The sequence below is a fragment of the Bradyrhizobium sp. genome (assembly GCF_035935975.1).
Classification (GTDB): domain Bacteria; phylum Pseudomonadota; class Alphaproteobacteria; order Rhizobiales; family Xanthobacteraceae; genus Bradyrhizobium.
The window spans coordinates 62,915-88,008 of the sequence record NZ_DASYWN010000033.1; the positions used below are offsets into that span (position 1 = coordinate 62,915).

The 25,094-nt window shown below is 65.2% G+C and carries 28 protein-coding genes; 17 read left to right on the forward strand and 11 right to left on the reverse strand.

The genetic code is table 11. The annotated features are described in order from the left end of the window. Nucleotide 1: 1 nt before the first annotated feature. A complete protein-coding gene (locus VGR99_RS17520; protein ID WP_326899972.1) occupies nt 2-775 on the forward strand; it encodes an SDR family oxidoreductase in 774 nt (257 codons plus the stop codon). A 175-nt stretch (nt 776-950) separates the two neighbouring features. Beyond that, a complete protein-coding gene (locus VGR99_RS17525; RefSeq protein WP_326899973.1) occupies nt 951-1,133 on the forward strand; it encodes a hypothetical protein in 183 nt (60 codons plus the stop codon). 53 nt (nt 1,134-1,186) lie between these two features. Here VGR99_RS17525 and VGR99_RS17530 read toward each other — a convergent pair whose 3' ends face one another. Beyond that, nucleotides 1,187-1,795 carry an FMN-dependent NADH-azoreductase gene (locus VGR99_RS17530; RefSeq protein WP_326899974.1) on the reverse strand — a complete coding sequence of 203 codons (609 nt, stop codon included), beginning with the start codon at nt 1,793-1,795 and terminating at the stop codon, nt 1,187-1,189. 83 nt (nt 1,796-1,878) lie between these two features. Between VGR99_RS17530 and VGR99_RS17535 the strand changes: the two genes are divergently transcribed. Beyond that, entirely contained in the window at nt 1,879-2,289 is a 411-nt protein-coding gene (locus tag VGR99_RS17535) for a helix-turn-helix domain-containing protein (protein ID WP_326899975.1), read from the forward strand. Between the two features lie 6 nt (nt 2,290-2,295). Here the strand turns inward: VGR99_RS17535 and dprA are convergent, their stop codons facing one another. Further along, nucleotides 2,296-3,414 (reverse strand): DNA-processing protein DprA, encoded by a 1,119-nt coding sequence (gene dprA / locus VGR99_RS17540; protein WP_326899977.1) that lies wholly within the window; start codon nt 3,412-3,414, stop codon nt 2,296-2,298. A gap of 110 nt (nt 3,415-3,524) precedes the next feature. On the opposite strand from dprA, the gene VGR99_RS17545 reads away from it, so the two are divergent. Further along, the gene (locus VGR99_RS17545; protein ID WP_326899979.1) at nt 3,525-3,734 is read left to right on the forward strand and encodes a hypothetical protein; all 210 of its coding nucleotides are present in this window, start codon (nt 3,525-3,527) and stop codon (nt 3,732-3,734) included. Nucleotides 3,735-3,751: 17 nt separating this feature from the next. After that, nucleotides 3,752-4,888, forward strand: a complete 1,137-nt coding sequence (locus VGR99_RS17550) for an HNH endonuclease signature motif containing protein (protein WP_326899981.1) — start codon at nt 3,752-3,754, stop codon at nt 4,886-4,888. A gap of 166 nt (nt 4,889-5,054) precedes the next feature. Here the strand turns inward: VGR99_RS17550 and VGR99_RS17555 are convergent, their stop codons facing one another. Then, the gene (locus VGR99_RS17555; RefSeq protein ID WP_326899982.1) at nt 5,055-5,480 is read right to left on the reverse strand and encodes a DoxX family protein; all 426 of its coding nucleotides are present in this window, start codon (nt 5,478-5,480) and stop codon (nt 5,055-5,057) included. 325 nt (nt 5,481-5,805) lie between these two features. On the opposite strand from VGR99_RS17555, the gene VGR99_RS17560 reads away from it, so the two are divergent. Further along, complete coding sequence (locus tag VGR99_RS17560; protein ID WP_326899983.1) at nt 5,806-7,050, forward strand: amidase; 1,245 nt, start codon at nt 5,806-5,808, stop codon at nt 7,048-7,050. Here the strand turns inward: VGR99_RS17560 and VGR99_RS17565 are convergent. From VGR99_RS17565 to VGR99_RS17580, 4 genes are all read right to left on the reverse strand, one after another. Next, the gene (locus VGR99_RS17565) at nt 7,042-8,232 is read right to left on the reverse strand and encodes a patatin-like phospholipase family protein (RefSeq protein WP_326899984.1); all 1,191 of its coding nucleotides are present in this window, start codon (nt 8,230-8,232) and stop codon (nt 7,042-7,044) included. The two genes, VGR99_RS17560 and VGR99_RS17565, sit on opposite strands and share 9 nt — an antisense overlap. 214 nt (nt 8,233-8,446) lie before the next feature. Continuing rightward, the gene (gene plsY / locus VGR99_RS17570; RefSeq protein ID WP_326899985.1) at nt 8,447-9,043 is read right to left on the reverse strand and encodes a glycerol-3-phosphate 1-O-acyltransferase PlsY; all 597 of its coding nucleotides are present in this window, start codon (nt 9,041-9,043) and stop codon (nt 8,447-8,449) included. 47 nt (nt 9,044-9,090) lie between these two features. Further along, nucleotides 9,091-10,392 (reverse strand): dihydroorotase, encoded by a 1,302-nt coding sequence (locus VGR99_RS17575; RefSeq protein ID WP_326900058.1) that lies wholly within the window; start codon nt 10,390-10,392, stop codon nt 9,091-9,093. A gap of 5 nt (nt 10,393-10,397) precedes the next feature. Beyond that, the gene (locus VGR99_RS17580; protein WP_097663180.1) at nt 10,398-11,345 is read right to left on the reverse strand and encodes an aspartate carbamoyltransferase catalytic subunit; all 948 of its coding nucleotides are present in this window, start codon (nt 11,343-11,345) and stop codon (nt 10,398-10,400) included. A gap of 208 nt (nt 11,346-11,553) precedes the next feature. Between VGR99_RS17580 and VGR99_RS17585 the strand changes: the two genes are divergently transcribed. The 3 genes from VGR99_RS17585 to VGR99_RS17595 are packed head-to-tail and all read left to right on the forward strand — an operon-like array spanning nt 11,554 to nt 14,770. Then, nucleotides 11,554-12,318: a M15 family metallopeptidase gene (locus tag VGR99_RS17585; RefSeq protein ID WP_326900059.1), complete on the forward strand. Its 765-nt coding sequence runs from the start codon at nt 11,554-11,556 to the stop codon at nt 12,316-12,318. A 20-nt stretch (nt 12,319-12,338) separates the two neighbouring features. Then, entirely contained in the window at nt 12,339-13,982 is a 1,644-nt protein-coding gene (locus VGR99_RS17590) for an acyl-CoA dehydrogenase family protein (protein WP_326899986.1), read from the forward strand. Nucleotides 13,983-14,005: 23 nt separating this feature from the next. Then, complete coding sequence (locus VGR99_RS17595) at nt 14,006-14,770, forward strand: type II CAAX endopeptidase family protein (protein ID WP_326900060.1); 765 nt, start codon at nt 14,006-14,008, stop codon at nt 14,768-14,770. A 76-nt stretch (nt 14,771-14,846) separates the two neighbouring features. Here VGR99_RS17595 and VGR99_RS17600 read toward each other — a convergent pair whose 3' ends face one another. Together VGR99_RS17600 and ruvX are read right to left on the reverse strand one after the other, a co-directional pair. Beyond that, entirely contained in the window at nt 14,847-15,770 is a 924-nt protein-coding gene (locus tag VGR99_RS17600) for an AEC family transporter (RefSeq protein WP_326899987.1), read from the reverse strand. A 3-nt stretch (nt 15,771-15,773) separates the two neighbouring features. Beyond that, nucleotides 15,774-16,265 (reverse strand): Holliday junction resolvase RuvX, encoded by a 492-nt coding sequence (ruvX, locus tag VGR99_RS17605; protein WP_326899988.1) that lies wholly within the window; start codon nt 16,263-16,265, stop codon nt 15,774-15,776. Between the two features lie 46 nt (nt 16,266-16,311). Between ruvX and VGR99_RS17610 the strand changes: the two genes are divergently transcribed. Next, nucleotides 16,312-16,527, forward strand: coding sequence for a hypothetical protein (locus VGR99_RS17610; protein WP_326899989.1), 216 nt, complete (start codon nt 16,312-16,314; stop codon nt 16,525-16,527). A gap of 75 nt (nt 16,528-16,602) precedes the next feature. On the opposite strand, the gene VGR99_RS17615 is transcribed toward VGR99_RS17610, so the two are convergent. Both VGR99_RS17615 and VGR99_RS17620 read right to left on the reverse strand, forming a co-directional pair. Then, nucleotides 16,603-17,538, reverse strand: a complete 936-nt coding sequence (locus VGR99_RS17615; protein WP_326899991.1) for a cyclase family protein — start codon at nt 17,536-17,538, stop codon at nt 16,603-16,605. A 196-nt stretch (nt 17,539-17,734) separates the two neighbouring features. Beyond that, entirely contained in the window at nt 17,735-18,625 is an 891-nt protein-coding gene (locus VGR99_RS17620) for a LysR family transcriptional regulator (RefSeq protein WP_326899992.1), read from the reverse strand. A gap of 114 nt (nt 18,626-18,739) precedes the next feature. Between VGR99_RS17620 and VGR99_RS17625 the strand changes: the two genes are divergently transcribed. The 7 genes from VGR99_RS17625 (at nt 18,740) to gatB (ending at nt 24,712) form a co-directional block, all read left to right on the forward strand. Next, nucleotides 18,740-19,717, forward strand: a complete 978-nt coding sequence (locus VGR99_RS17625; protein ID WP_326899994.1) for a nitronate monooxygenase — start codon at nt 18,740-18,742, stop codon at nt 19,715-19,717. Between the two features lie 17 nt (nt 19,718-19,734). Continuing rightward, on the forward strand, nt 19,735-20,811 hold the full coding sequence (locus VGR99_RS17630) for a nitronate monooxygenase family protein (protein WP_326899995.1): 1,077 nt from the start codon (nt 19,735-19,737) through the stop codon (nt 20,809-20,811). A 77-nt stretch (nt 20,812-20,888) separates the two neighbouring features. Next, nucleotides 20,889-21,176, forward strand: coding sequence for an Asp-tRNA(Asn)/Glu-tRNA(Gln) amidotransferase subunit GatC (gene gatC / locus VGR99_RS17635; RefSeq protein ID WP_326899997.1), 288 nt, complete (start codon nt 20,889-20,891; stop codon nt 21,174-21,176). A gap of 83 nt (nt 21,177-21,259) precedes the next feature. After that, complete coding sequence (locus tag VGR99_RS17640; protein WP_212301069.1) at nt 21,260-21,472, forward strand: hypothetical protein; 213 nt, start codon at nt 21,260-21,262, stop codon at nt 21,470-21,472. After that, the gene (gene gatA / locus VGR99_RS17645) at nt 21,469-22,944 is read left to right on the forward strand and encodes an Asp-tRNA(Asn)/Glu-tRNA(Gln) amidotransferase subunit GatA (RefSeq protein WP_326900000.1); all 1,476 of its coding nucleotides are present in this window, start codon (nt 21,469-21,471) and stop codon (nt 22,942-22,944) included. The genes VGR99_RS17640 and gatA overlap by 4 nt, the downstream gene beginning before the upstream one ends. After that, nucleotides 22,935-23,237, forward strand: a complete 303-nt coding sequence (locus VGR99_RS17650; RefSeq protein ID WP_326900001.1) for a hypothetical protein — start codon at nt 22,935-22,937, stop codon at nt 23,235-23,237. Before gatA ends, VGR99_RS17650 begins: the two co-directional genes overlap by 10 nt. Beyond that, nucleotides 23,234-24,712 carry an Asp-tRNA(Asn)/Glu-tRNA(Gln) amidotransferase subunit GatB gene (gene gatB, locus VGR99_RS17655; protein ID WP_326900002.1) on the forward strand — a complete coding sequence of 493 codons (1,479 nt, stop codon included), beginning with the start codon at nt 23,234-23,236 and terminating at the stop codon, nt 24,710-24,712. Before VGR99_RS17650 ends, gatB begins: the two co-directional genes overlap by 4 nt. Nucleotides 24,713-25,094: the final 382 nt, after the last annotated feature.

Genomic DNA, 25,094 nt, shown 5'->3' on the forward strand with positions numbered 1-25,094 from the left:
CATGAGGCTGAAGAACAAGACGGCACTGATTACGGGCGGCAACAGCGGCATTGGCCTTGCGACGGCGAAGCTGTTCGTGGCCGAGGGCGCGAAGGTGGTGATCACCGGGCGCAACAAGGAGACGCTGGCTGCTGCCGCCAAGGAGCTTGGCCCGAACGCGCTCGCGCTCGTCGCCGACGCCACCGACATCGCCGCGACGGAAGCCGCGATCAAGCAGGGTGCCGAAAAGTTCGGCAAGTTCGACATCGTGTTCGCCAATGCCGGCATTCCCGGCGGCACGCCGCTCGGCTCGGCGACGCTGGAGGTTTTCGAGAAGGTCATCAGCACGAACCTCACCGGCGTGTTCTTCACGGTGCAGTCCGCGCTGCCCTATCTGAACGACAACGCCTCGATCATCCTCAACGGTTCGGTGATCTCGGTGCTCGGCATTCCCGGCTACTCCGCTTACGGTGCGGCGAAGGCCGGCGTGCGCGCGATGGCGCGGATCATGGCGTCGGAACTGTCGCCGCGCGGCATTCGCGTCAACGTCGTTGCGCCCGGCGCGATCCGCACGCCGATCTGGGGCGCAGCGATCGCAACACCCGAAGCGGAGAAGGCGTTCGAGAAGCGCATCGGGATGTCGACGCCGTTGGGGCGCATTGGTGAACCGGATCACATTTCGAAGACGGTGTTGTTCCTCGCCTCTGATGATGCCGGCCACATTCAGGGCCAGGAGATCTTCGTCGATGGCGGCGCGGTTGCCTCGCCAGCGGGCGCACCGATCTATCGGGGCTGATCAATTCAATTGAAAATTGAATCGGCCGGCGCGATCGGTGTGGTTGCGCCGGCCGGTTCCTACACCTCGATGGATGTATTTTTCTGAACCTTGCGTGAGGCGTTGAACCTTCACATCTGCCGCACAGACATTTCTACGGGCGGGGTCATAAGACTCATTTTCAAAGGAGCCCGTGATGCCAAAGGCAGCTCGCATTTTTCCGTCGATTTCAGCACCGCGTATTTACACCGAACGTTCCGCCATTCCCGCCAAGCGCTCCGACATGTCCGAGCTGATCGGGGTGGCGCTTTTTTCCGGCATCGGCCTTTTCATCTCGCTCATCGCCGTCATTCTGGGAATTCAGGGCGCCTGGTTTTAGCGCCGTCGAACTGTCAGCCGCCGCCGGGGTCCGGCAGCGGCTGGTGTCGAACCCTACGCCGCGCGCAGGGAGGTAGCGGCCGCAAGCGCGCCGGCCAGCGCCTTCTCGCGATGTTCGGGGCCGACCTGGATGCCGTCGGCGACGATGAATTCAGGGCTGGTGATCCCCATGAACGCGAACACGCCCCGCAAATAGGTTTCCAGATGCTCGAGCGAGGCGGCCGGCGTGCCCGGACCGTAATAGCCGCCGCGCGAGATCGCCACGATCACGCGCTTGTTGCCGGCAAGGCCCTGCGGGCCGTTCGCGTCGTATTTGAAGGTTTTCCCTGCCACGAGAACGCGGTCGATCCAGGCCTTGAGCTGGCTCGGGATGGTGAAATTGTACATCGGCGCGCCGATCACGACGGTGTCGGCATCGAGGAACTCGTTCAGCACCGCCGCGCTCGCCGCCAGATCAGGGCCGAGTTCCGCAGGCGCAGGCGCGCCTTGCGCGGCCGCCAGATGCGAGCCGGAGAGGTGGGCGAGCGGGGTCTGGGTCAGGTCGCGATAGACGAGCTGGAGCGAGGGCGTCGCCTGCCGGAGGCGGTCGACGATGGCGGCGGAAACCTGCCGGGAGACGGAGTGGGGGCCGAGCACGCTGGAGTCGATATGGAGGAGTTTCATTGGGGTCACCCATGGTATAGATTTGTAACCCGCACTACATGAGTGACCATCGAAATCCCCGCAAGAACGCACTTTTTTGAGCCATGAGCACATTATTGAAACCTGCACACACCGATTTGCCTGCTCCGAAGCTGCCGAGTCCCGACCATGCCGACTGCCGCGGCGTGGCCTCGGTCCTGTCGCGGGTCGGCGACAAATGGAGCGTGTTCGTCATCATGAACCTGAGCGACGGGCCCAAGCGCTTCAATGAGCTCAAGCGCATGATCAGCGGCATCTCGCAGCGGATGCTGACATTGACCTTGCGTGGACTGGAGCGCGACGGCCTCGTCACGCGCACGATCTTTCCGACCATTCCGCCACGCGTCGATTACGAGCTGACCGATCTCGGCCGCGGGCTGCAACAGCCGGTGAAGGCGCTCGGGCAGTGGGCCATGGACCACCTGATGCAGATCGAGGCTGCGCGTAAGCAGTTCGATCGGCGCAACGACGGCTAGGCTAGACTAGAGGAGCGAGACGAGACCACCGCCGTGGCGTTCGAGCCGGCCGGCGAGCTCGAGTTCCAGCAGCACCGTGCGCACGATCGCCGGCGAGGCGCCTGACATCCGCACGAGATCGTCGATCGAGATGGGCGCAGGGCCGAGCAGGCCGGTGATCTGGTCGCGGTCGTGCGCTTGCGGATCGCTCTCGAACGGCTCGCTGTCGGGCTCGCTGATCGGCTGCATCGGCGGCCGCTCCATGATCGGCTGAACCGCGTTGATGATGTCGGCAGCTTCGGTGACCAGTGTTGCGCCCTGCTTGATCAAGTCGTTGGTGCCGGCGGCGCGCGGGTCGAGCGGTGAGCCGGGGACAGCAAAGACCTCGCGGCCCTGTTCGGCTGCCATGCGCGCGGTGATCAGCGAGCCCGAGCGATGGGCGGCCTCGACCACGACTACGCCCAGCGAGGCACCCGAGATCAGCCGGTTGCGGCGGGGGAAATCGCGGGCGCGCGGCTCGTGGCCGAGCGGCATCTCGGAGATCGCAGCGCCCTGCTGATCGAGGATCGCTGCGAGCAGATCGCCATGCTCGGGCGGATAGATGCAGTCATGGCCGCCGGCCAGCACGGCGATCGTGCCGCTCGCGACACTGGCGCGATGCGCGGCCTGATCGACGCCACGGGCGAGGCCCGAGATGATGATGAAGCCGGCCTCGCCAAGCTCGCGTGCGAGCTGGCCGGCGAATTTCAAGCCCGCGCCGGAGGCATTGCGCGAGCCGACGATGGCGATCATCGGCCGCATCAGGGTCTTGGTGTCGCCGCGCACGGCGAGCAGCGGCGGCGCATCGTCGATCATCGCCAGCCGTGCCGGATAGTCATCCTCGCCGGGCGCAAGCCAGGCGATGCCGAACTTGCGGCTCGCGGCGAGCTCGGCCTTGGCCTCGTCCAGGCTGCAGATGCGCCCCGACCGGGCCGCACCGCCGCGGCGCGCCAGATCCGGCAGCCGCTCAAGCGCCGCACGCGCGGTGCCGAAGTGATCGACCAGCGAGCGGAAGGTGCGCGGCCCGACATTGTCGGAGCGGATCAACCGCAGGCGGTCGACCCGCTCGGCCTCGGTCAACTCCACGCTTTCGGTGATGGCGTCCACAGGTGTCTCCTTGTGGGCGCAGGATGGAACAACCTGAGGGCGTGGGCAACAGCCTCGTGCGCTTGTTTTCGTTTTCCAGCGCTAAGCGGAGGAGGAATAGGAGCCGCGCCTTGTCGCGCCAGGATCACCGCCAAGCGCTGAAACGAGGCTCGCTCTGGGCAACAAATGTTCTCGCGCGTGTTGCGACTTTGGAACTCGAGCAGGTAGTGTTGGCGCAGATTCAGTATTCGCTGAGGTTGAACCATGGGATCAAATTAAGGGAGATCGTTGTGGTGGCCGGCAATCAATTGGCTTTCATGCTTAGTGTGCGGTTGAGCTGATGCAATCCCGAGATGAATTGATCGAGGCAATCCGAAACCTCCCAAACCGGACAACGATACTTCCCGCGCCTCGCAAGCAATTTTGGCTTGGCTGGCTGGCCGAATACGATGGACCCGGGTTTTATGGTCGGCAGAATCCAAACCGCAGCGCCCAGTTCATTTTTAACAAACTGAATAGCGCTGAGAGTATTATCTGGCTTGCCGAAGCAAGCGGCGTCGAGATTGCCCTGTTACAAAAAGCCTTAAGGGTCAGCCGACGTGAACCTCATTCAAAACAGGCCGCTGCCGCTGCCGTCCGCGCTGTCATTCCGTGGTCTCTAGTAGAATCGCGTCTTCGGCAATTGACTGTCCTAAAGGTGCAGCGACATTTCTTGGCGTATCACAACACGGACAAGCGTGGGTCATACGAGCCAAAGGGGAGCCATGGTACGTTCGTCACCAGCAAGAACTACCGGGCGGAGACACTGCAAGGGCAATATCTTTGGGCCTTTGAAGGAAGAGGTTCACCCAAGGTCTATCGTCTAGCGAGTCATGGGACGATCACAAATGTCTTCCGCGATGCCGACGGAGAAGCGACGATAACGTTCAAAATCGAGGGAGCGCGAACTCCGGCCATCGTATCTACTTTCCCGTGGTTTAGAGCGCTACTTGCGCAACAGCGATCTTTTGCCAACGGATTTAGCCCGTTGAATGACGCCGCAGCGATACACGGCCTGGAGCAGTTGGTCGAACGACTGAGCGCCGGAGAAGCGAAAGCCGAGAGCGTGCCTACCACGACTGAAGCTTTGATCGACGCGCGTCTGGGGCAAGGACGCTTCCGCGCCGCGCTGGAGCGTGAATGGGATGGCTCATGTGCGGTCACCGGATGCAGCCTCTTACAGATGCTCAGGGCTTCACATATAAAGCCGTGGGAGGCGTCGACGGACGCGGAGCGGCTAGATTCACAAAACGGGCTCTTACTCAGCGCCCACCTAGACGCGCTCTTTGACAAAGGCCTACTTACGTTCGATGACGACGGGAAAATGCTTTTGTCGAGTCAGATCAGCGCCAAGGACCGAATGTATTTTCGCTTGCCTAAGTCGCTCCGCGCGAGGCCTGACAGACGACGAAGGAGATTTTTGGACTACCATCGCAATCACCGTTTTGAGGCCTAGTCCTCCAAGTGGCGGTCTCCTCGCTCGGATGGCGTCCACGGGCGTCTCCTTGTGGGCGCAGCATGGAACAACCTGAGGGCGTGGGCAACAGGGCGCGCTCGATCTCAGTCAAAAGCGCAACCGGAAGACCCGCCGCGGTCGGCGGGTCTTCCGCGAACTCGTCCGCTCAACGTGCGTGCGCCGCTTGAATGACGCCGACGCCGCCACGCGAGAGGCGAGCGTCAAGGCTGAGCGCACCGGCGCCGAAGGCAAAGATCTGAAGCAGTCCGCCCGCCATCATCACGTTCTTGAGGAAATGGATCATCTGATTCTGGTCGGCAAAGTTGTTGTGGAACGAGACTGCGGCAGCCACCGAGAAGATGGCGAGCGCCAACGCGACCGAGCGGGCCTGATAGCCTGCGATCAGCAAGAGACCGCCACCGAGCTCGACGAGAACTGCGATCGCATAAGCCACCGGCGGCACCGGTAATCCCGCAGAGGCGATGTAGGCAGTGGTCGCACCATAGGCGGTGAGCTTGCCGAAGCCGCTCATTGCGAAGGGGAGGCCGATCATCAGCCGGCCAACGAGAGAAGCATAACGGGTCGTATCCATGGTAGTCGCTCCTGTGCTTGGTTGAGGTTCGACGCGTCTGCCGTCTGGTTGAAAGTGAGCGTCGTGGGCTTTCGTTGTGACCTCAACATCGCGCCTTCCGATCGCGACATAAATAGAAATGGTCGAAAGTCACCGTTTCCATTTTTGACCTATGAATCAAGCGCCGAGGCGACGGCTTCGGTCGAGACGCCCGGCTTGAAGGGCTCGACGCATTCATTCGATCCGTGCTGTCTCGCTCGACTCCACGCATGGATTGATCCGTCCATGTGCGCTTGCGCGACCTCGTCGCGATGCTAAAAGCGATGGCAATAAGAAGGGTATTGCCATGATCTCACTTGCCGACCTCCAGCGCCGCATCGAAGCGGGGGAGCTTTCGCCCGATGACGCCATCGCCCAGTCGCACGCGGCGATCGAGGCCAAGGAGAAGGACGTCCGCGCCTTCGTCCGCCACGACAAAGCTGCGAAGGCGCAAGGCAGCGGGCCGCTGCGGGGCATCGCGGTCGGGATCAAGGACATCATCGACACCGCCAACATGCCGACCGAGATGGGCTCGGAGATCTATCGCGGCTGGCAGCCGCGCTCGGATGCGCCCATCGTGATGATGCTGAAGCGGGCAGGCGCCACCATCATCGGCAAGACCACGACCACGGCGTTCGCCTCGCGCGATCCGACCGCAACGCTCAATCCGCACAATCTCGGCCATACGCCGGGTGGCTCGTCCTCTGGTTCGGCGGCCGCCGTCGGCGCCGGCATGATCCCCCTGGCGCTGGGAACGCAGACCGGCGGCTCGGTGATCCGCCCGGCGGCCTATTGCGGAGCTGCCGCGATCAAACCGTCGTTCCGGATGCTGCCGACCATCGGCGTCAAATGCTATTCCTGGGCGCTCGACACGGTCGGCCTGTTCGGCGCTCGCGCCGAGGATCTCGCGCGCGGGCTGCTGGCGATCACCGGGCGTACCGAATTCGACGGCATCGTCCCGGCGAAGGCGCCGCGCATCGGCGTGGTCCGGCAGGAGTTTGCCGAGGCCGTGGAGCCTGCGGCGGAAGAGGGCCTGCAAGCCGCGATCAAGGCGGCGGAGAAGGCCGGTGCCAGCGTGCAGGTCATCGACCTGCCCGAAGCGGTGCAGGAGGCCTGGCGCATCCATCCCGTCATCCAGGATTTCGAGGCGCATCGCGCGCTGGCCTGGGAGTTTTCGGAGCATCACGACGAGATCGCGCCGATGCTTCGCGAGAGTCTCGACGCCACCGTCGGACTGACGCCGAAGGAATACGACGACGCCCGCCGGATCGCCCGCCGCGGCCGCCGCGAGCTCAACGAGGTGTTCGAAGGGTTCGACGTGCTGCTGACCTATTCCGCGCCGGGCACTGCGCCGGCCAAGGAGCTCGCCTCGACCGGCTCGCCCCGCTACAACCGGCTGTGGACGCTGATGGGCAATCCTTGCGTCAACGTGCCGGTGATGAAGGTCGGCGGCCTGCCGATCGGCGTGCAGGTGATCGCACGCTTCGGCAACGATCCCGGCGCGCTGGCGGCAGCGTGGTTCCTGGAGGATGCGCTGGCGAAATCAGGCTAGCGCCGGTTCGGCGGCGGCCAAGGCGCGCTGGGCCTCGGCGCCTGTCGCGCTCTGGCCGAGCCAGCGCTCGGCGGCTTCGCGGCCGCTGCGGTGCAGGAGGCGGATGAAGCCGCGGCCGAGATCGGTCGAGGAGCGCTGCGCCAGCCCGTCAACGGAGTCCTCCGCAGCGATCCTGGACAGCCGCGGCGATGATGCTGCGTTTGATTGCGCCCATTCGATCGCAGCGATTTCGGCGTTGAGCGCGGCATTGGCGGCGATCTGGTCGAGCCGGCGGTCGATCGCGGCAAGCGTGATCGGCACGTAGCTGTCGCGCGCCGGCGTGATCTGGACGAGGAGGAGATCGGACGTGGTCGATTCCTGCACCAGCTTCACGAGCGGCGGGTTGCCGCCAAAACCGCCGTCCCAATAGGCCTCGCCGTCGATCTCGACGGCGCAGTGCACCAGGGGCGGACAGGTCGAGGCCAGCGCGACGTCGGCAGTGATGGCGTCGTTGCGGAAAATCTGCTGCCGGCCGTCGCGAATGCGTGTCGCCGCAATCAGCAGTTTCGGGCAGGTCGCATCGCGCAGCGTCGTAAAGTTGATGTCGCGCGACAGCGCCTGCCTCAGCGGATCGAGATCGAACGGATCGAACTGGCCGGAGCGCAGCGTCGGCCCGAACGCGACCGAGCTTCCCGACGGCGAGAAGCCGCCGACCAGCATCAGCGAGCGGAACGAGGCCTCGTGCATCAGGCGGACCCAGAACCGGTTCAGCCGCGCGCGCGCGACTTCGCGGCCGCCTTCGGCGAGGCCGGACGCCAGCAGCAGCGCGTTGATGGCGCCGGCGCTGGCGCCGCTGATCGTGTCGAATTCGATATCAGGCTGTTCCAGCAGCCGCTCCAGCACGCCCCAGGTGAAGGCGGCAAAGGTGCCGCCGCCCTGGAGGGCCAGCGAGAGTTTTTGTGGTGGCCATTGGTCGGGACGTGTCGGTACAGGCGCGACTGGCGCTGCTTTGGCTGCGACCACGCGCGCAGCTGGCGCGACAGGAGCAGGCGGCGGCGCTGTCGGCAAGACCGGAGCGGGTTCTGGCGCAGGCAAGGGCGCATCGGACCAGATGTTGGTCGTCAGGAGCAGGCGGCTTGCAGCGGTGCGCGTCGCACCTTGCGAACCACCGTTGATATGCGTGCCGACAATCTTCTCGCTCATTCTGAGCAACCGCGTAACGCCATTTCCTGTGTCAGGATGACAGGCATGGAACCCGTCCGCCACTGCCTGCCGTAAGTCGGCCGAGAGTTGCGAACAGGATTTGGCATATAATGCGGTGGCCCTGCGGCGGTATCCGTACTTTTTCCGGCTTCAGATTTTGTTTTGACGCGTTTTCTTGACGCGAACCGGTACCCACTTCGCTCGAAAACGCTACTTAGGCCTTCTCGCCGATCCGGCCTTCTTTTCCAGATTGCAATCGCTTGATGTTCTCGCGATGCATGTAGAACAGCAGCATGGTCAGCACCGCGCCCAAGGCTGCGAGCGCGAGCTGGCCGAACCACCACAGGAACAGCGGCGTGATGAAGGCCGCCACCAGCGCCGAGAGCGAGGAGTAGCGGGTGGTGAAGGCGGTCGCGAGCCAGATCAGGCAGAACACCACCGCGCCGGGCCAGAACAGGCCGAGCATGATGCCGATATAGACCGCAACGCCCTTGCCGCCGCGGAACTTGAGCCAGACGGGGAAGAGGTGGCCGAGGAACGCGCCGAGGCCGGCCAGCATCGCGGCGTTGGGACCTGCGAGATAGCCTGATATCACCACTGCCGCGGTGCCCTTGAGTGCATCGAGCAGCAGGGTTGCCGCGGCAAGGCCCTTGCGGCCGGTGCGCAGCACGTTGGTGGCGCCGATATTGCCGGAGCCGATCGAGCGCAGATCCTGCGTGCCGGCGAGTTTGGTCAGGACCAGCCCGAACGGAATCGAGCCGAGCAGATAGCCGATGACGAAGGCCACCGGCAGGAAGGCTTCAAGCCCCATGGTTGCATCTCCATGTCGAACCGAGACGCCACGCATGAATTCGCCCGTCAGACATGTTCGTAGACCGTGCGTCCGCCGACAATGGTCCGCACCACGCGGCCTGTAAAGCGGGCCTCGTCGAACGGGGTGTTCTTGCAGGGCGATTTGAGTTCGGCGGGATCGACCACCCAGGGCACGTCGGGGTCGATCACGATGACGTCGGCCGGGCTGCCCGCGCGCAGGGTTCCGCCCGGCAGGCCGAGCAGTTCCGCCGGCCGGGTCGACATCGCCCGGATCAGCGTCGTCAGCTCGAGCTCGCCATTGTGGACCAGCCGCAGGCCTGCCGGCAGCATGGTCTCGAGCCCGACGGCGCCGGGGGCGGCTTCCGCGAACGGCAGGCGCTTGCCCTCGACGTCCTGCGGATTGTGATCGGACATGATGACGTCGACGAGGCCGGAGGCGACGGCGGCGACCAGCGCGCGGCGGTCGTCCTCGGTGCGCAGCGGCGGCGACAGCTTCAGGAACGTCCGGTAGGGACCGATGTCGTTCTCGTTCAGCGCGAGATGGTTGATCGAGACCGAGGCGCTGACGGCGAGCCCGGCGTCGCGGGCGCGCTTGAGGATGTCGAGCGAGTCGATGCAGGAGAGCGAGGCCGCGTGATAGCGGCCGCCGGTCAGCGCGACGAGGCGCATGTCGCGTTCGAGGATCACGGCCTCGGCGGCGTTCGGGATGCCCATCAGGCCGAGCCGCGAGGCGAACTCGCCCTCGTTCATCACGCCTTCGCCGACGAGATCGGGGTCCTCTGTGTAGTGCACGATCAGCGCGTCGAAATCGCGCGCGTAGGTCAGCGCTCGGCGCATCACCTGGGCGTTGGTGACGCTCTTGTCGCTATCGGTGAAGGCGACGGCGCCCGCGGCCTTGAGCAGGCCGAACTCGGTCATCTCCTCGCCGCGCATGCCCTTGGTGAGCGCGGCCATCGGCTGAATGTTGACGATCGCGGTGTCGCGGGCACGGCGCATCACGAAGTCGACGGTCGCCGAGTTATCGATCACCGGAGACGTGTCGGGCTGGCAGATGATGGTGGTGATGCCGCCGGTCGCGGCGGCCTGGCTCGCGGAGGCAAAGGTCTCGCGGTGGCTGAAGCCGGGCTCGCCGACGAAGGCGCGCATGTCGATCAGGCCGGGCGCGACGACCTTGCCGGAGCAGTTGACGATGTCGGTGCCTTCAGGGACGCCGGCAGCGCCAATGCCGCGGCGGGTCTCGCGGATGGTGCCGTCGGCAATCAGGACGTCGCCGACGCCGTCGAAATCCCGGGAGGGATCGACGACGCGGGCGTTGGCGAGCAGGATCGGTCTGCGGTCGGTCAGCATCGGCATCACGCGTTCGGCAGGTTACGGGCGAGCGCTTCCAGCACCGCCATGCGCACGGCGACGCCCATCTCCACCTGTTCGCGGATCAGGGACTGCGCGCCGTCGGCGACCGCGGTGTCGATCTCGACGCCGCGGTTCATGGGACCTGGATGCATCACGAGCGCATCCGGCTTGGCGTAAGCGAGCTTCTTCTGGTCGAGCCCGAAATAGTTGAAGTATTCCGAGGATGACGGCACGAAGGAGCCGTTCATGCGCTCGCGCTGCAGCCGCAGCATCATGACGATGTCGGCGCCGTTGAGACCCTCGCGCATGTCGCGCGCAACCTCGACGCCCATCCGCTCGATGCCGGGCGGCAGCAGCGTGGAGGGACCGACGACACGGACGCGGGCGCCCATGGTGTTGAGCAGGATGATGTTGGAGCGGGCGACGCGCGAATGCAGCACGTCGCCGCAGATCGCAACGACGAGCCCCTCGATGCGGCCCTTGTTGCGGCGGATGGTGAGCGCGTCGAGCAGTGCCTGGGTCGGATGCTCATGCGCGCCGTCGCCGGCATTGATCACGGAACCGTCAACCTTGCGGGCCAGCAGTTCCACCGCGCCGGAGGCGTGATGGCGCATCACCAGGATGTCCGGATGCATCGCGTTGAGCGTCATCGCGGTGTCGATCAGCGTCTCGCCCTTCTTGATGGACGAGGAGGCGACCGACATGTTCATGACGTCCGCGCCGAGGCGCTTGCCGGCGAGCTCGAACGAGGACTGGGTCCGGGTCGAGGCCTCGAAGAAGAGGTTTACTTGCGTCCGTCCACGCAGGACGGTGCGCTTCTTGTCAACCTGGCGGTTGAGCTCGACATATTCTTCGGACAGGTCGAGCAGGCCGGTGATGTCGGCCGCGGAAAGGCCCTCGATGCCCAGCAAATGCCGGTGGCCGAGGACGAAGGTCGATTTCGATGTCATTAAAAGCAGAGCTATAGGCGTGGATGGGGGGTGGGGCAAGGGCCAATCGGCGGGAGCAGAGTTATCCCCTGATCTGTCGGAATTGCAGCCGCGGCGCGGCCCGTCATGAGAGCCGCCGTCATGGCCGGGCTTGTCCCGGCCATCCACGTCCATTTTTGTCAAATGCGATAGAAGATCGTGGATGCCTGGGACAAGCCCGGGCATGACGATGTGGGAGTATAAGTTGAAGACAATTCTTACAGCGTTGTTGGGCATCGCAATCGTCAGTGCAGCCCACGCCCAATCGCTTCCCGGCGACTTCGTCTATCTGCGCGAGATCGATCCCAGCATCATCCAGGACATCCGCTACGCGACGGCGAACAATTTCGTCGGCCGTCCGCTCGCCGGTTATAACGCCGGCGAATGCGTGGTGAAGCGGGAGGTGGGCCTGCGGCTGAAGGCTGTCCAGCAGGAACTTGCTACGCAAAATCTCTCGCTAAAAATGTTCGACTGCTACCGTCCGGCGCGGGCTTCGCTCGACATGGTGAAGTGGTCGCAGAACGGCCGCGAGACCGCCGCCGAGCGGCGCTACAATCCAAAAATCCCGAAGACCGAGCTGTTTCGCCTCGGCTACATCGCGAGCCGCTCGCAGCATTCGACGGGTGCGGCACTCGACCTCACGCTGGTCGATCTCAAGGCCGATAATTCCGCCAGAATCGATCCGTCAAAGACCTATGCCGACTGCACGGCGCCGGTCGAGGCGCGGCTGCCGGAAGGCAGTGTCGATATGGGCACCGGCTATGATTGCACCGACATGAGAGGGCATACCGCAGCACCGTCGATCAATCCGGAGCAGCGCGGCTGGCGCAAGCGGCTGGTGGCTGCGATGGCAAGGCAAGGCTTTGTGAACTATTCGAAAGAGTGGTGGCATTTTTCCCTGCCGGGGGTGGGCGGGGCGGCCTATGATTTCCCGATCCAGCCGCGGCGGAACTGATTCCGCGCCGAGGACGCAAGATGACCCAGCCCAGCTTTGCGACCCACGAGGTCTTCAACCAGTCGCCGCCTTTCGAGGAGGTCGATCTCTTCACAATGGACCGGCCGCTGGTCGATGCCGTGAAGGCCAATGGCGGTGCGGCGGCGGAGCGGGAGCTCTCCGAGTTCGGCAAGCATTGGGGCTCGGCGGCGATGGCCGATCGCGGGCGCCTTGCGAACGAGAACACGCCGAAGCTGCGCACCTTCGATGCGAAAGGAAACCGCCGCGACCAGGTCGAGTTTCACCCGGCCTATCACGAGCTGATGGCGCACAGCGCGCATGCCGGCGTGCATAATTCGACGTGGACGGCGGACGGCAAGCCGGCCGGCCATGCCGCCGAAGTCATTCGCGCGGCAAAATTCTACATGGCCTCGCAGGTCGAGACCGGCCATCTCTGCCCGATCACGATGACGCGCGCCTCCGTCGGCGCACTGGCAATGCGGCCCGACCTGCTCGCACGCGTGATGCCGGTGCTGTCGACGAAGAGCTACGATCCCACCTTTGCGCCGTGGCCGGAGAAGCGCGGCATGACGCTCGGCATGGGCATGACCGAGAAGCAGGGCGGCACCGACGTGCGCGCCAACATGACGCGCGCGGCGCGTAACGGCAGCGCCTATCGCATCACCGGCCACAAATGGTTCATGTCGGCGCCGATGTGCGATGCGTTCCTCGTGCTGGCGCAGGCCGATGAGGGGCTGACCTGTTTCTTCATGCCGCGCTTTGCGCCGGATGGTTCCGTCAATGCGATCCAGTTCCAGCGGCTGAAGGACAAGCTCGGCAACCGCTCCAATGCGTCCTCCGAGGTCGAGTTCGTCGGCGCCTATGCCGAGCGCGTCGGCGAGGAGGGCAAGGGCATCCGCACCATCATCCAGATGGTGCAGCTGACGCGGCAGGATTGCGCGATCGCCTCGGTCGGGTTGATGCGCTCAGGGCTGGCGCATGCGCTGCATCACGCCCGGCACCGCAGCGTGTTCCAGAAGCATCTTGCCGATCAGCCGCTGATGCAGGCCGTGCTCTCCGACATGGCCCTGCATGTGGAGGCGAGCACCGCGCTGGTGATGCGGCTCTGCCGCGCCTTCGACCGCACCCCGCACGATGCGGCGGAGGCCGCCTATATGCGGCTGCTGACGCCGGCGATCAAATACTGGACCTGCAAGAGCGCGCCGCCGTTCCTCTACGAGGCGATGGAGTGCCTCGGCGGCAACGGCTATGTCGAGGACGGCATTTTGGCGCGCCACTACCGGGAGTCGCCGGTCAACGCGATCTGGGAAGGTTCGGGCAATGTGATGTGTCTCGACGTGCTCCGCGCGCTCTCGCGCGAACCGGAGGCGGCGATGTCGGTGCTGCAAGCACTGGCGGCCGAGACGAAGGGGCTGCCCGGCGCGAGCGAGGCGGTTGCCTTCATCGGACAGACCTTCCGCCGCGCCGACGGTGAGCGGGTCGCACGCCTCGCGGTCGAGAAGCTGGCGCTGCTCGCCGCCGCCGCGGCTCTCAACGGCGTCTCGCCGCACCAGGCCGAACTGTTTGCCACGACGCGCCTCGCCGCCGATCGCGCCAGCATGTATGGCGCGGTGGAGCTGGACAGCGCCGACGTGCGCGCGCTGCTGGAGCGGGCGCTGCCGTGAGCCTTCCCAACGAAAGCCTTCTGATGGACTCCCTCAATCCCGACCATCCGCCGCTGATCGTGACGCCGGCGCCGCCGCGCGTCTGGAAGTTCTGGGGCACGGCGCTGTGGGGCATTTTCATCTTTTTCGCGATGTTCGTCGGGCAGGTCGGCGCCGTCGTTCTGCTGGTGCTGCTGCGTGGTCTTCCCGCAAACCTCAGCTCGGTCGAGCTCGTCGGCCACGAGCCCCAGGCGCTGGCGCTGTCGGTGATCATGGGCCTGCCGACGACGGTCGCCGCGGTCTGGCTGGCCATCCGCATCAAGAAGGCCTCCTTCGTCGATTATCTCGCGCTGTATTGGCCGACCTGGAAGCAGCTCCTGTTCGGCGCCGTCGGCCTGATCCTGCTGGTGCTGGCCTGGGAGACGATGTCGCGCGCGCTCGGCCGCGAGGCGACGCCCGGCTTCATGACCGACCTCTTGAAATCGGGCCGCGACAAGGGCGCGGCGTTCCTGCTGCTGTTCGCCTTCAGCGTGGCCGCGCCGATGTCGGAAGAGGTTCTGGCACGCGGCTTCCTGTTTCGCGGCTGGTCGGCGAGCTTCCTGCGCGTGCCCGGCGCGATCCTGCTGTCGTCGCTGGTGTGGACTGTCGTCCACCTGCAATACGACATCTACTTCCTCGCCGAGGTCTTCACCATCGGCTTGTGGTTCGGCTATATGCGCCACCGCGCCAACTCGCTCTGGCTCACCACCATCCTGCACGCGCTGAACAATCTGACCGCGGTGGTGCTGACGATGTGGCTGGGAAGCTAGGAGGCAGTCTGGATTGCTTCGTCGCAAGGGCTCCTCGCAACGACGTGGCGAGAGAGGTGCGCCCCTACGACGAGCCCTAGGCCACCAGCGCGATCGCGATCGGCATGGTGATCGCCGCCAAAATCGTCTGCAGCGTGATGATCTGCGCCAGCAGCGGGGCATCGCCGCCCATCTGGCGGGCCAGCACATAGGCGCTGGGCGAGGTCGGCACTGCCGCGCAGATCGCGACGATCGCAAGGTTGGTGCCCGACAGCCCGAACCAGACGGCCAGCGCGACCGCGAGCACCGGCATCAGCGCCAGCTTGAACGCGACGCCGATCGCCGCCCCCGTGCTCGGGCGGAACAGGCCCTTGAGCTGCAGGCCGGCGCCGGTGACGAGCAGGCCGATCGCAAGCGAGGAGCGGCCGAGCGCATCGGCGACCTCGTGCCAGATCCTTGGCAGCGGCAGATGAATGACGTTGATGACGAGGCCGATGACGCAGGCCCAGATCAGGGGATTACGGATCACCGTCATGACGATGGCGCGCGCGGACTGCTTCTCGGGTGAGGCATATTGCGCGAGCACGGCGACGCTGAACACGTTGACCAGCGGAATGATCGCGACCATCGCCACGGAGGCCAGCGCCAGTCCGACGTCGCCGTACAGATTGGCGGACACCGAGAGCGCCACGTAAGTCTGCCAGCGCGTTGCGCCCTGGAAGATCGAGGTGAAGGCGGGGCCGTCGATATCGAGCCGCGACAGGGCCGGGCGGAGCGCCAGGCAGAGCAGCGACATCGCCAGCGCCGACAGCAGCAGCGCACCGCCGACGCCGGCGACCGGCACTTTTGAGAGGTCGGCCTTCACCAGCGTCTGGATCAGCAGCATCGGAAACAGCACGAAATAGGTCAGCCGCTCCAGCCCGTGCCACTGGGTGTCGAGGCGCATCAGGCTGTGCCGGAGCACCACGCCGAGCACAATGAGGATGAAGACCGGCAGCAGCGCCGCGATCACGACGGCCATGGATCAGCCGGCCCCCGGGCTGGCGCGCAGATTGGCGAGGCGGTCGAGCGCGCCTTGCAGGATGAAGATCGCGGCGTGCTCGTCGATCACCTCGGCGCGCTTGGCGCGGCTGACGTCCATGCCGATCAGCTCGCGCTCGACCGCGGCGGTCGAGAGGCGCTCGTCCCAGAGGCCGATCGGGAGCGCGGTCAGGTTGGCAAGATTGCGGGCGAAGGCGCGGGTGGATTGCGCGCGGGGGCCCTCGCTGCCGTCCATGTTGATGGGCAGGCCGAGCACGAAGCCGGCCGCCTTGCGCTCGGCGGCGATCGCGAGCAGCCGGGCGGCGTCATGCTTGAACTGCTTGCGCTGGATCGTCTCGACGCCGGTCGCAAGCCGCCGGTCGGGGTCGGACACGGCGACACCGATGGTCTTGGTGCCCAAATCAAGCCCGACCAGCGCACCGCGTTCGGGCCAGTGGGTTGCAGCATCGACGAGAGGCAGGATAAGAGCCGGCATGGATTTAGCGCATATCATGCGTTGCGCTGCGGAGTGAACCCGGAACATGGATGCGCTGACACTATTCGGCCTGTTTGCCGTGACGGCGATGCTGGTCTGCTATGCCCTGGAAGACCGCAGCCACTGGTTCGTGCTGCTGTTCGCAATGTCCTGCGCGCTCGGCTCGGCCTATGGCTTTCTGCAAGGCGCCTGGCCGTTCGGCCTCGTCGAGGCGATCTGGGCCTTGGTTGCGCTGCGGCGGTGGCATCTCAGGCCGCGATGACGGAGGGATCGGGCGAGGGGCCGCCGGCAAGCGGCTCCTCGCCCAAGTCTTGAGATCAGCGGGTCGCGATCGGGCTCAGCGGATCGCGATCGGGTTGATCATCGCCTGCACGCCGCCGGTCCAGCGCGGCTGCCCCAGCACGAACAGGAATTCGTAGCCCTTGTCCCGGGCGAGCGCGGCGGTGTCCATGTTCTCGAGGATGTAGGTCCCGTTCATCGCGAGCAGGATCTGGTGCACCTCGAACACGTTCTTGGACTCGAACGGCAGCACCTCGAGCGCCCAGGTGTCGGCGCCGATCGCGACGACGCCCTTGCCGGTGAGGTACTTCGCGCCTTCGACGCCGAGCCCGGGCTCGCCGGCCGAGTAGCGCTTGTCGTCCTTGCCGATCAGGCTGAGCCAGCCGGTGTGGAAGATGACGACGTCGCCCTGGCGGATCTCGACGTTCTGCGCCTTGGCCGCTTCCTCGATCTCCTTGACGTTGAAGGCGGTGCCTTCCTTCACGATGTCGGTCTTGAAATAGGCCGCCATGTCGAGCAGCACGCCGCGCGTGACCATCGGCGGCACCTTCTCGATGCCGAGCTTCTTCAATCCGTTTGGATCGGCGAAATCGGCGAGCTTGTTGCCGTTGTAATAGACGTGCTCGACGCCGAGATGGCCGAGACCGTCGAGCTGGCTGCCGATGCCGACCCAGGTGTCGAGGATGTCGTCATTGTAGGTGGCCTTGTTGGGCCCGAGGCCGGGGCTGCCGGCCTGTCCGGGCTGCACCACGGTGATCTTGAAGGTGCGCGGCGGATAAGCGGGCGTCTGCGGCGTGACGGGAATGCCGAGGGCGTAGGTTTTGCCGGTCTTGACCAGTGAAGCAGCCTTCACCACCAGCTCCGGCGTCATGTAGTTGGCGGCACCGATCTCGTCGTTCGGTCCCCATTTCGATTTGGTCCAGTCCTGTGCGCTTGCAGTTCCAGAGATCGCCGACAACGCGGCGACGCAGCACAACACGAGCGTATTGCGCATCGATAGTCCTCCCGATGTTTTTGCCGATGTTTGTGTTCGTTATGGTTTCGCGCTGGCCAGTCACTCATCCTAACGTAGAAGAGTGACGACCTTCAAAGCTTTTCGATGTGCTGCGCTGCGGCGGCTGAACGCAGCGCAGATTCAATCAGCGCGATAGTTTTGTGACGAATTTCGTGGCGTGGAACGCTGCGTTGCGTCAGGCCGCGATGACGTCGTCGTCTTTCTTCAGGCAGGAGATGAAACCTTGCAGCGCGCTGTATTGGTGTCCGGCGCTGCGCTGGATGAAGAGCGTTTCGACGCGTGCGTGCGAGGGGCTCAGCGTGTGGATCGATACGCTGCCGGTCATTGCGCTGCGCTCGACCACGGCACGCGGCAGCAGCGTCACGCCCATGTCGGCGGCGACGCAGCCGATCATGCCGTCGAGCGTGCCGAGTTCGAAGCGCGCGGCAGACGGCCAGCCGAACTCGACGAAGACCTGTTCGAGCCGCTGGCGATAGGTGCAGCCGGTGCGGAACACCAGTGCGGTCGGGCCGGACTCCGGCGTGCCGGCACGCAGCTCGGCAAGCGAGCTCCAGCGCCGCGCGCTGACCAGCACCAGCTCCTCGCGGAAGGCGCTGGTCGCGGCAAGATCGGCATGTGCGATGGGACCTGCGACGAACGCGCCGTCAAGCGTGCCTTCGAGCACGCCGGCGACGAGATCGGCCGTGGTCGCGGTGCGCAAGGAGAGGCGCACGGCCGGGAAGCGGCGATGGAAATCGGCGAGCAGCGGCGGCAACCGGACGGCCGCCGTCGTCTCCATCGAGCCGATCGCCAGCGGTCCCTTCGGTTCGCCATCATCGCGCGCGGCGAGCACGGCCTCGCGCGACAGCGCGGCCATTCGCTGCGCGTAGGGGAGGAGACGCTTGCCGGCGCCCGTCAGCGTCATGCCGCGGCTGTGACGTTCGAACAGCGGCGTGCCGATCTCCGCCTCCAGCGCCTTCACGCGCTGGGTGACATTGGACTGCACGGTGTTCAGCTCTTCCGCGGCCCGGGTGATGCCGCCGGTGCGGGCGACGGCGGCGAAGGTCTGGATGTCGCTCAGTTCCATGGCGTCGTTTCGCTTTTGTGATGGCAGCGTTCGCAACAATTCATTTTTCGAGAATGCTAGTCGCGCCTAGTCTGGCTGTCCAGATCAGGGAGGTGCCATGATCAGGGAGGTGTTATGCCGGTTGCGACATCGCTGACCACGCTGCTGGGGATCACGCATCCCGTCCTGCTGGCGCCGATGGATATCGTCGCGGGCAGCCGGCTGGTGACGGCCGTGAGCCATGCCGGCGGTTTCGGCATTCTCGGCGGCGGCTATGGCGAGCAGGCGTGGCTCGAGCAGGAGACGGCGAAGCTTGGCGCCCTGTCGGCGCCGTTCGGGATCGGCTTCATCACCTGGAGCCTCGCCAAACGGCCCGAGCTTCTCGACGTGGCTCTCGCCGCAAAACCGTCCGCGATCATACTGTCGTTCGGTGATCCCGCGCCGTTCGCACCAAAGATCAAATCATCAAGCGCACGTCTGATCTGCCAGGTGCAGGACGAGGCGATGGCGCGGCAGGCGCTCGATGCCGGCGCCGACATCCTGATCGCGCAGGGCACGGAGGCGGGCGGTCACGGCGCCTCGCGCACCACTGTCGATCTCGTGCCTGCCATCGTCGATCTCGCCGCGGGCCGCGTGCCTGTCGTTGCGGCCGGGGGCATCGCCGACGGACGCGGGCTCGCCGCCATGATGATGCTCGGTGCGAGCGGCGTGCTGCTCGGCACGCGCTTCTATGCGAGCCAGGAGGCCGACGGCGCGGAGGAGGCCAAGCGGCGCATCTGCGCGGCGAACGCTGGCTCGACCGTGCGCGGCATCATCTTTGATCTCTCCCGCAACAATGTCTGGCCGGCGCCCTTCACGGGAAGGTGTCTGGTCAACGACCACGCCAGGCGCTGGATCGGCCGCGAGGTCGAGCTGATGCAGAATGTTGCCGCAGTCGCGGCGGAGTATGACGCCGCAAAGGCCGCCGGCAATTTTGATATTGCGGCTGTGATCGCCGGCGAGGCGATCAGCCTGATCCATGATATTCCACCCGCCGCCGAGATCGTCGAACGCATCGCGGCCGAAGCCGAGCAACTTTTGGCCGGCCGTCGCAATTCCATCGTGTCCGCCTGAACTGCGAGAGAACAACCATGTGGCCTGACCGTCGACTGATCGACCTCTTCAAGACCGAATTCCCGATCGTGCTGGCGCCGATGGCCGGCGTGATGGATGCGGAGCTGGTGATCGCCGTGGCGGAGGGCGGCGGGCTCGGCTCGCTGCCGAGTGCGATGCTGTCGCCGGAGAAGGCGCGCGAGCAGGTCCACATCATTCGCCAGCGCGTGAAGGCGCCGGTCAACATGAACTTCTTCTGCCACACGCCGGTCGATCTCACGGCCGAGGCGGAAGCGCGCTGGAAGCAGCGGCTCACGGGCTATTACACCGAGCATGGTCTCGATCCCGCGGCGCCGATCAACGCCGCCAACCGCGCGCCGTTCGATGCGGCATTCTGCGAGGTGGTCGAGGAGCTGAAGCCGGAAGTCGTCAGCTTCCATTTCGGCTTGCCGGATCCGGCGCTGCTCAAGCGCGTCAAGGCAGCCGGCTGCTTCGTCATCTCGTCGGCGACGACGGTCAAGGAAGCGGTCTGGCTGGAGCAGCGCGGCGTCGATGCGGTCATCGCGCAAGGCGCCGAGGCCGGCGGCCATCGCGGCATGTTCCTGACCGACAAGATCTCCGAGCAGCCCGGCACCTTTGCGCTGGTGCCGCAGGTCGCGGATGCCGTGAAAGTGCCTGTGATCGCGGCCGGCGGCATCGCCGACGGGCGCGGCATCGCCGCCGCCTTCGCGCTCGGCGCCTCCGGCGTGCAGATTGGCAGCGCCTATCTGCGCTGTCCGGAGTCCAAGGTCAGCGCCGGCGGCCGCAAGGCGCTCGCCGAGGCGCGGGACGATTCCACCGTCATCACCAATGTCATGACCGGCCGCCCGGCGCGCGGTGTCCAGAACCGCCTGATGCGCGAGGCCGGCCCGATCTCGCCGGATGCGCCGCCGTTCCCCCATGCCGCGACCGCGCTGGGGCCGCTGAAGACGGCTGCCGAAAAGCAGGGCAGGGTGGATTTCACCAATCTCTGGGCCGGCCAGGCTGTGGCCCTCGGCCGCGAGGTCCCCGCGGCCGAATTGACCCGGGATTTTGCCAAATCGGCGCTGGCCCGCATGAAAGCGCTGGCTGGGTAAGGGGAAGGCGCCGGTTGCGGCGCAAAACCGGCCTCTGCTATACGGCACATAGGTTTTGCCGTGAGAGGCCTTATATAATGTCCGTCGACGCCGCTACCGTCCGCCGCATCGCGCATCTGGCGCGCATTGCGGTTTCCGAGGACGAGGTTCCGCATCTGCAGGGCGAGCTCAACGCCATGCTCGCCTTTGTCGAGCAGCTCTCGGAGGTCAATGTCGAGGGCGTGGAGCCGATGACCTCGGTGACCCCGATGCAGATGAAGAAGCGGCAGGACGTGGTCAATGACGGCGAGATCGCCGACGATATCGTTGCCAATGCGCCCGCGACCGAAGGTGACTTCTTCCTGGTGCCGAAGGTCGTCGAGTAATTTGCATAGCGTTTTCGAGCGAAGTGGAAGCCGGTTCGCGTCAAGAAAACGCGTCAAACTAAAGAGTCTCAGGACGCCGCCCGATGTGCATGCTTTGCGACGATGAGAAGGCCTATCAGGCCTACATGAATTATCTCGACAAGATGGAGCGGCAGGGCAAGGCCGCCGATCCCAATGTCGCCGTCAATGCCGTCCTCGACGAGCTCGAGGCCGCCGCGAATGCGGCCGCCAAAAAAGACGACCCGGCCAACGACAAGACCCTGTCTCCGTTCTTCTGCAGCCCGATCAATAAATGACCGATTTGACATCGCTGACGCTCGCCGAGGCCCGCAAGGGTCTCGCCGACAAGACTTTCACGTCACTCGAGCTGACCGACGCGCATCTTTCCGCGATCGAAGCCGCGCGCGTGCTCAACGCCTTCGTGATGGAGACGCCGGACCAGGCGCGCACCATGGCGCGCGAGGCGGACGGCAAGATCGCCAAGGGCGATGCCGGTCCCCTCGCGGGCATCCCGCTCGGCATCAAGGATCTGTTCGCGACCAAGGGCGTGCGCACCACGGCGTGCTCGAAGATCCTCGGCAATTTCGTGCCGACCTATGAGTCCACCGTCACCTCGCAGCTCTGGCGCGACGGCGCGGTGATGCTCGGCAAGCTCAACAATGACGAGTTCGCGATGGGCTCGGCGAACGAGACCTCGTGCTTTGGTCCCGTCGCCAATCCCTGGCGGCGTGACGGCTCCAACGCCACGCTGGTGCCGGGCGGCTCGTCCGGCGGCTCGGCCTCGGCCGTGGCGGCGCTGCTCTGCATGGGCGCGACCGCGACCGACACCGGCGGCTCGATCCGCCAGCCCGCGGCGTTCACGGCGACCGTCGGCATCAAGCCGACCTATGGCCGCTGCTCGCGCTGGGGCATCGTCGCATTTGCGTCCTCGCTCGACCAGGCAGGCCCGATCGCGCGCAGCACGCGCGATGCGGCGATGCTGCTGCGCTCGATGGCCGGCCACGATCCGAAGGACACGACCTCGGTCGATATTCCCGTGCCGGATTACGAGGCCGCGATCGGCAAGTCCGTGAAGGGCATGAAGATCGGCATCCCCAAGGAGTACCGTCTCGACGGCATGCCGGCCGAGATCGAGAAGCTCTGGAGCGAGGGCGCGGCGTGGCTGAAGGCGGCCGGCGCCGAGCTCGTCGAGGTCTCGCTGCCGCACACGAAGTACGCGCTGCCGGCCTATTACATCGTGGCCCCGGCGGAGGCCTCGTCCAACCTCGCGCGCTATGACGGCGTTCGCTACGGCCTGCGCGAGCAGGGTAAGAACATCATCGAGCAGTACGAGAACACCCGCGCCGAGGGGTTTGGCGCCGAGGTGCGCCGCCGCGTCATGATCGGCACCTATGTGCTCTCGGCCGGCTATTACGACGCCTATTACCTGCGCGCGCAGAAAGTGCGCACGCTGATCAAGAAGGATTTCGAGGATTGCTTCGCCAGGGGCGTCGACGCGATCCTGACGCCAGCGACGCCGTCGGCGGCCTTCGGTATCGGCGAGAAGGGCGGCGCCGATCCCGTCGAGATGTATCTCAACGACATCTTCACGGTGACCGTGAACATGGCGGGCCTGCCCGGCATCGCCGTGCCCGCGGGCAAGGACAGCCAGGGCCTGCCGCTCGGCCTGCAGCTGATCGGCCGCCCGTTCGAGGAGGAGACCCTGTTCTCGCTCGGCGAGGTGATCGAGCAGGCCGCCGGCCGCTTCACGCCCGCGAGGTGGTGGTGAATGTCGCTGGCTTCATCGCAAGCCTCGACGGCGCGGCGCCCGCGCCGGAGCTGAACGCGCCGCTGGCCGGTCTGTGGTGGGCTGCGAAGGGCGACTGGGACCAGGCGCACAAGATCGTCCAGGACGACGATGGCCGGGATGCGGCTTGGGTGCACGCCTATCTGCACCGCGTCGAAGGCGATCTCGGCAATGCCGGATACTGGTATCGCCAGGCCGGCCAGGTCGCGGCAAAGGATTCATTGGAAGCGGAGTGGCAGCGGATCGCTGCCGCGCTGCTCGGGAGCACAACATGAGCACGGCCACGCACAAACTTCTCAAAGGCGCCACCGGCGATTGGGAGATGGTCATCGGCATGGAGATCCATGCCCAGGTGACCTCGAACTCAAAGCTGTTCTCGGGCGCGTCGACCGAATTCGGCGGCAAGCCAAACAGTCACGTGTCGCTGGTCGATGCGGCGATGCCGGGCATGTTGCCCGTGATCAACGAGGAATGCGTCAGGCAGGCTGTCCGGACCGGGCTCGGTCTCAACGCAAAGATCCATTTGCGTTCGGTGTTCGACCGCAAGAACTATTTTTATCCGGACTCGCCGCAGGGCTACCAGATCAGCCAGTACAAATCGCCGATCGTCGGCGAGGGCGAAGTCGTCGTCGAACTGGACGGCGGCAGGACGGCCACCATCGGTATCGAGCGGCTGCATCTGGAGCAGGATGCAGGCAAATTGCTGCATGACCAGTCGCCGACGATGTCCTTTGTCGACCTCAACCGCTGCGGCGTGGCGCTGATGGAGATCGTCTCAAAACCCGACATCCGCGATGCCGAGCAGGCGAAGGCCTATGTGACCAAGCTGCGCTCGATCCTGCGCTATCTCGGCACCTGCGACGGCGACATGGAGAAGGGCTCTCTGCGCGCCGACGTGAACGTCTCCGTGCGCAAGCCGGGTGCACCGCTCGGCACCCGCTGCGAGATCAAGAACATGAACTCGATCAACTTCATCGGCCAGGCGATCGAGTACGAAGCGCGCCGCCAGATCGAAATTCTCGAGGACGGTGGCCAGATCGACCAGGAAACGCGGCTCTACGACCCCAACAAGGGCGAGACGCGCTCGATGCGGTCCAAGGAAGAGGCGCACGACTATCGCTACTTCCCCGATCCCGACTTGCTGCCGCTCGAGTTCTCACAAGGCTTCGTCGACGAGCTGAAGGCTGAGCTTCCCGAGCTGCCGGACCAGAAGAAGACGCGCTTCGTCGCCGATTTCGGCCTGTCGGGCTATGATGCGAGCGTGCTCGTCGCCGAGCGCGAGAGCGCGGTATTCTACGAGACCGTGCTCGACAAGCTCGGCAACCGCGCCCGCGACGGCAAGATGGCGGCGAACTGGGTGATCAACGAGCTGTTCGGCCGTCTCAACAAGGAAGGCCGGGACATTACAGACTCTCCCGTCAACGCCGAGCAGCTCTCAGGGATCATCGACCTGATCGGCGAGGGCACGATCAGCGGCAAGATCGCCAAGGATCTGTTCGAGATCGTCTGGCAGGAGGGCGGCGATCCCCGCGCGCTGGTCGAAAGCCGCGGCATGAAGCAGGTGACGGATCTTTCGGCGATCGAAAAGGTTGTCGACGACATCATCGCGGCCAATCCCGACAAGGCCGCGCAGGTCAAGGACAAGCCGCAGTCGCTCGGCTGGTTCGTCGGCCAGGTGATGAAGGCGTCCGGCGGCAAAGCCAACCCGCAGAGCGTCAACGACCTGCTCAAGTCCAAGCTCGGCGTCTAGCCTCACGCGTTCGAACGAGGTGACGGACACACTCCGTCACCTCGCGCGACGTCGAGATGAGACGCGCGCACGCATCGCCGACAGCGAACTTCATCCGGTCTCGGTCAGATGCGAATGCGAATCGCAAGTCGCGCGATTCGCTCAAAACGGCGACTTGCACGCGCTCGGACGAGCGCTTCCGCCGTTAAGCATGAAAATAATTTCGTTGCCAAAATTCGCGACTCAGAGTCCGCGACACGCCTCCACGACGCGATCGCGCGCATTGCCGCGCACTTCATCGCGTCGATCGCGCGCGATGCGCGCGCACAGAATAATACTTGCTGCATAGTGTTTTCTTGCAATCGCTGCACGTGTCGAGGTCGATGGTGCGAGATGCATTTGC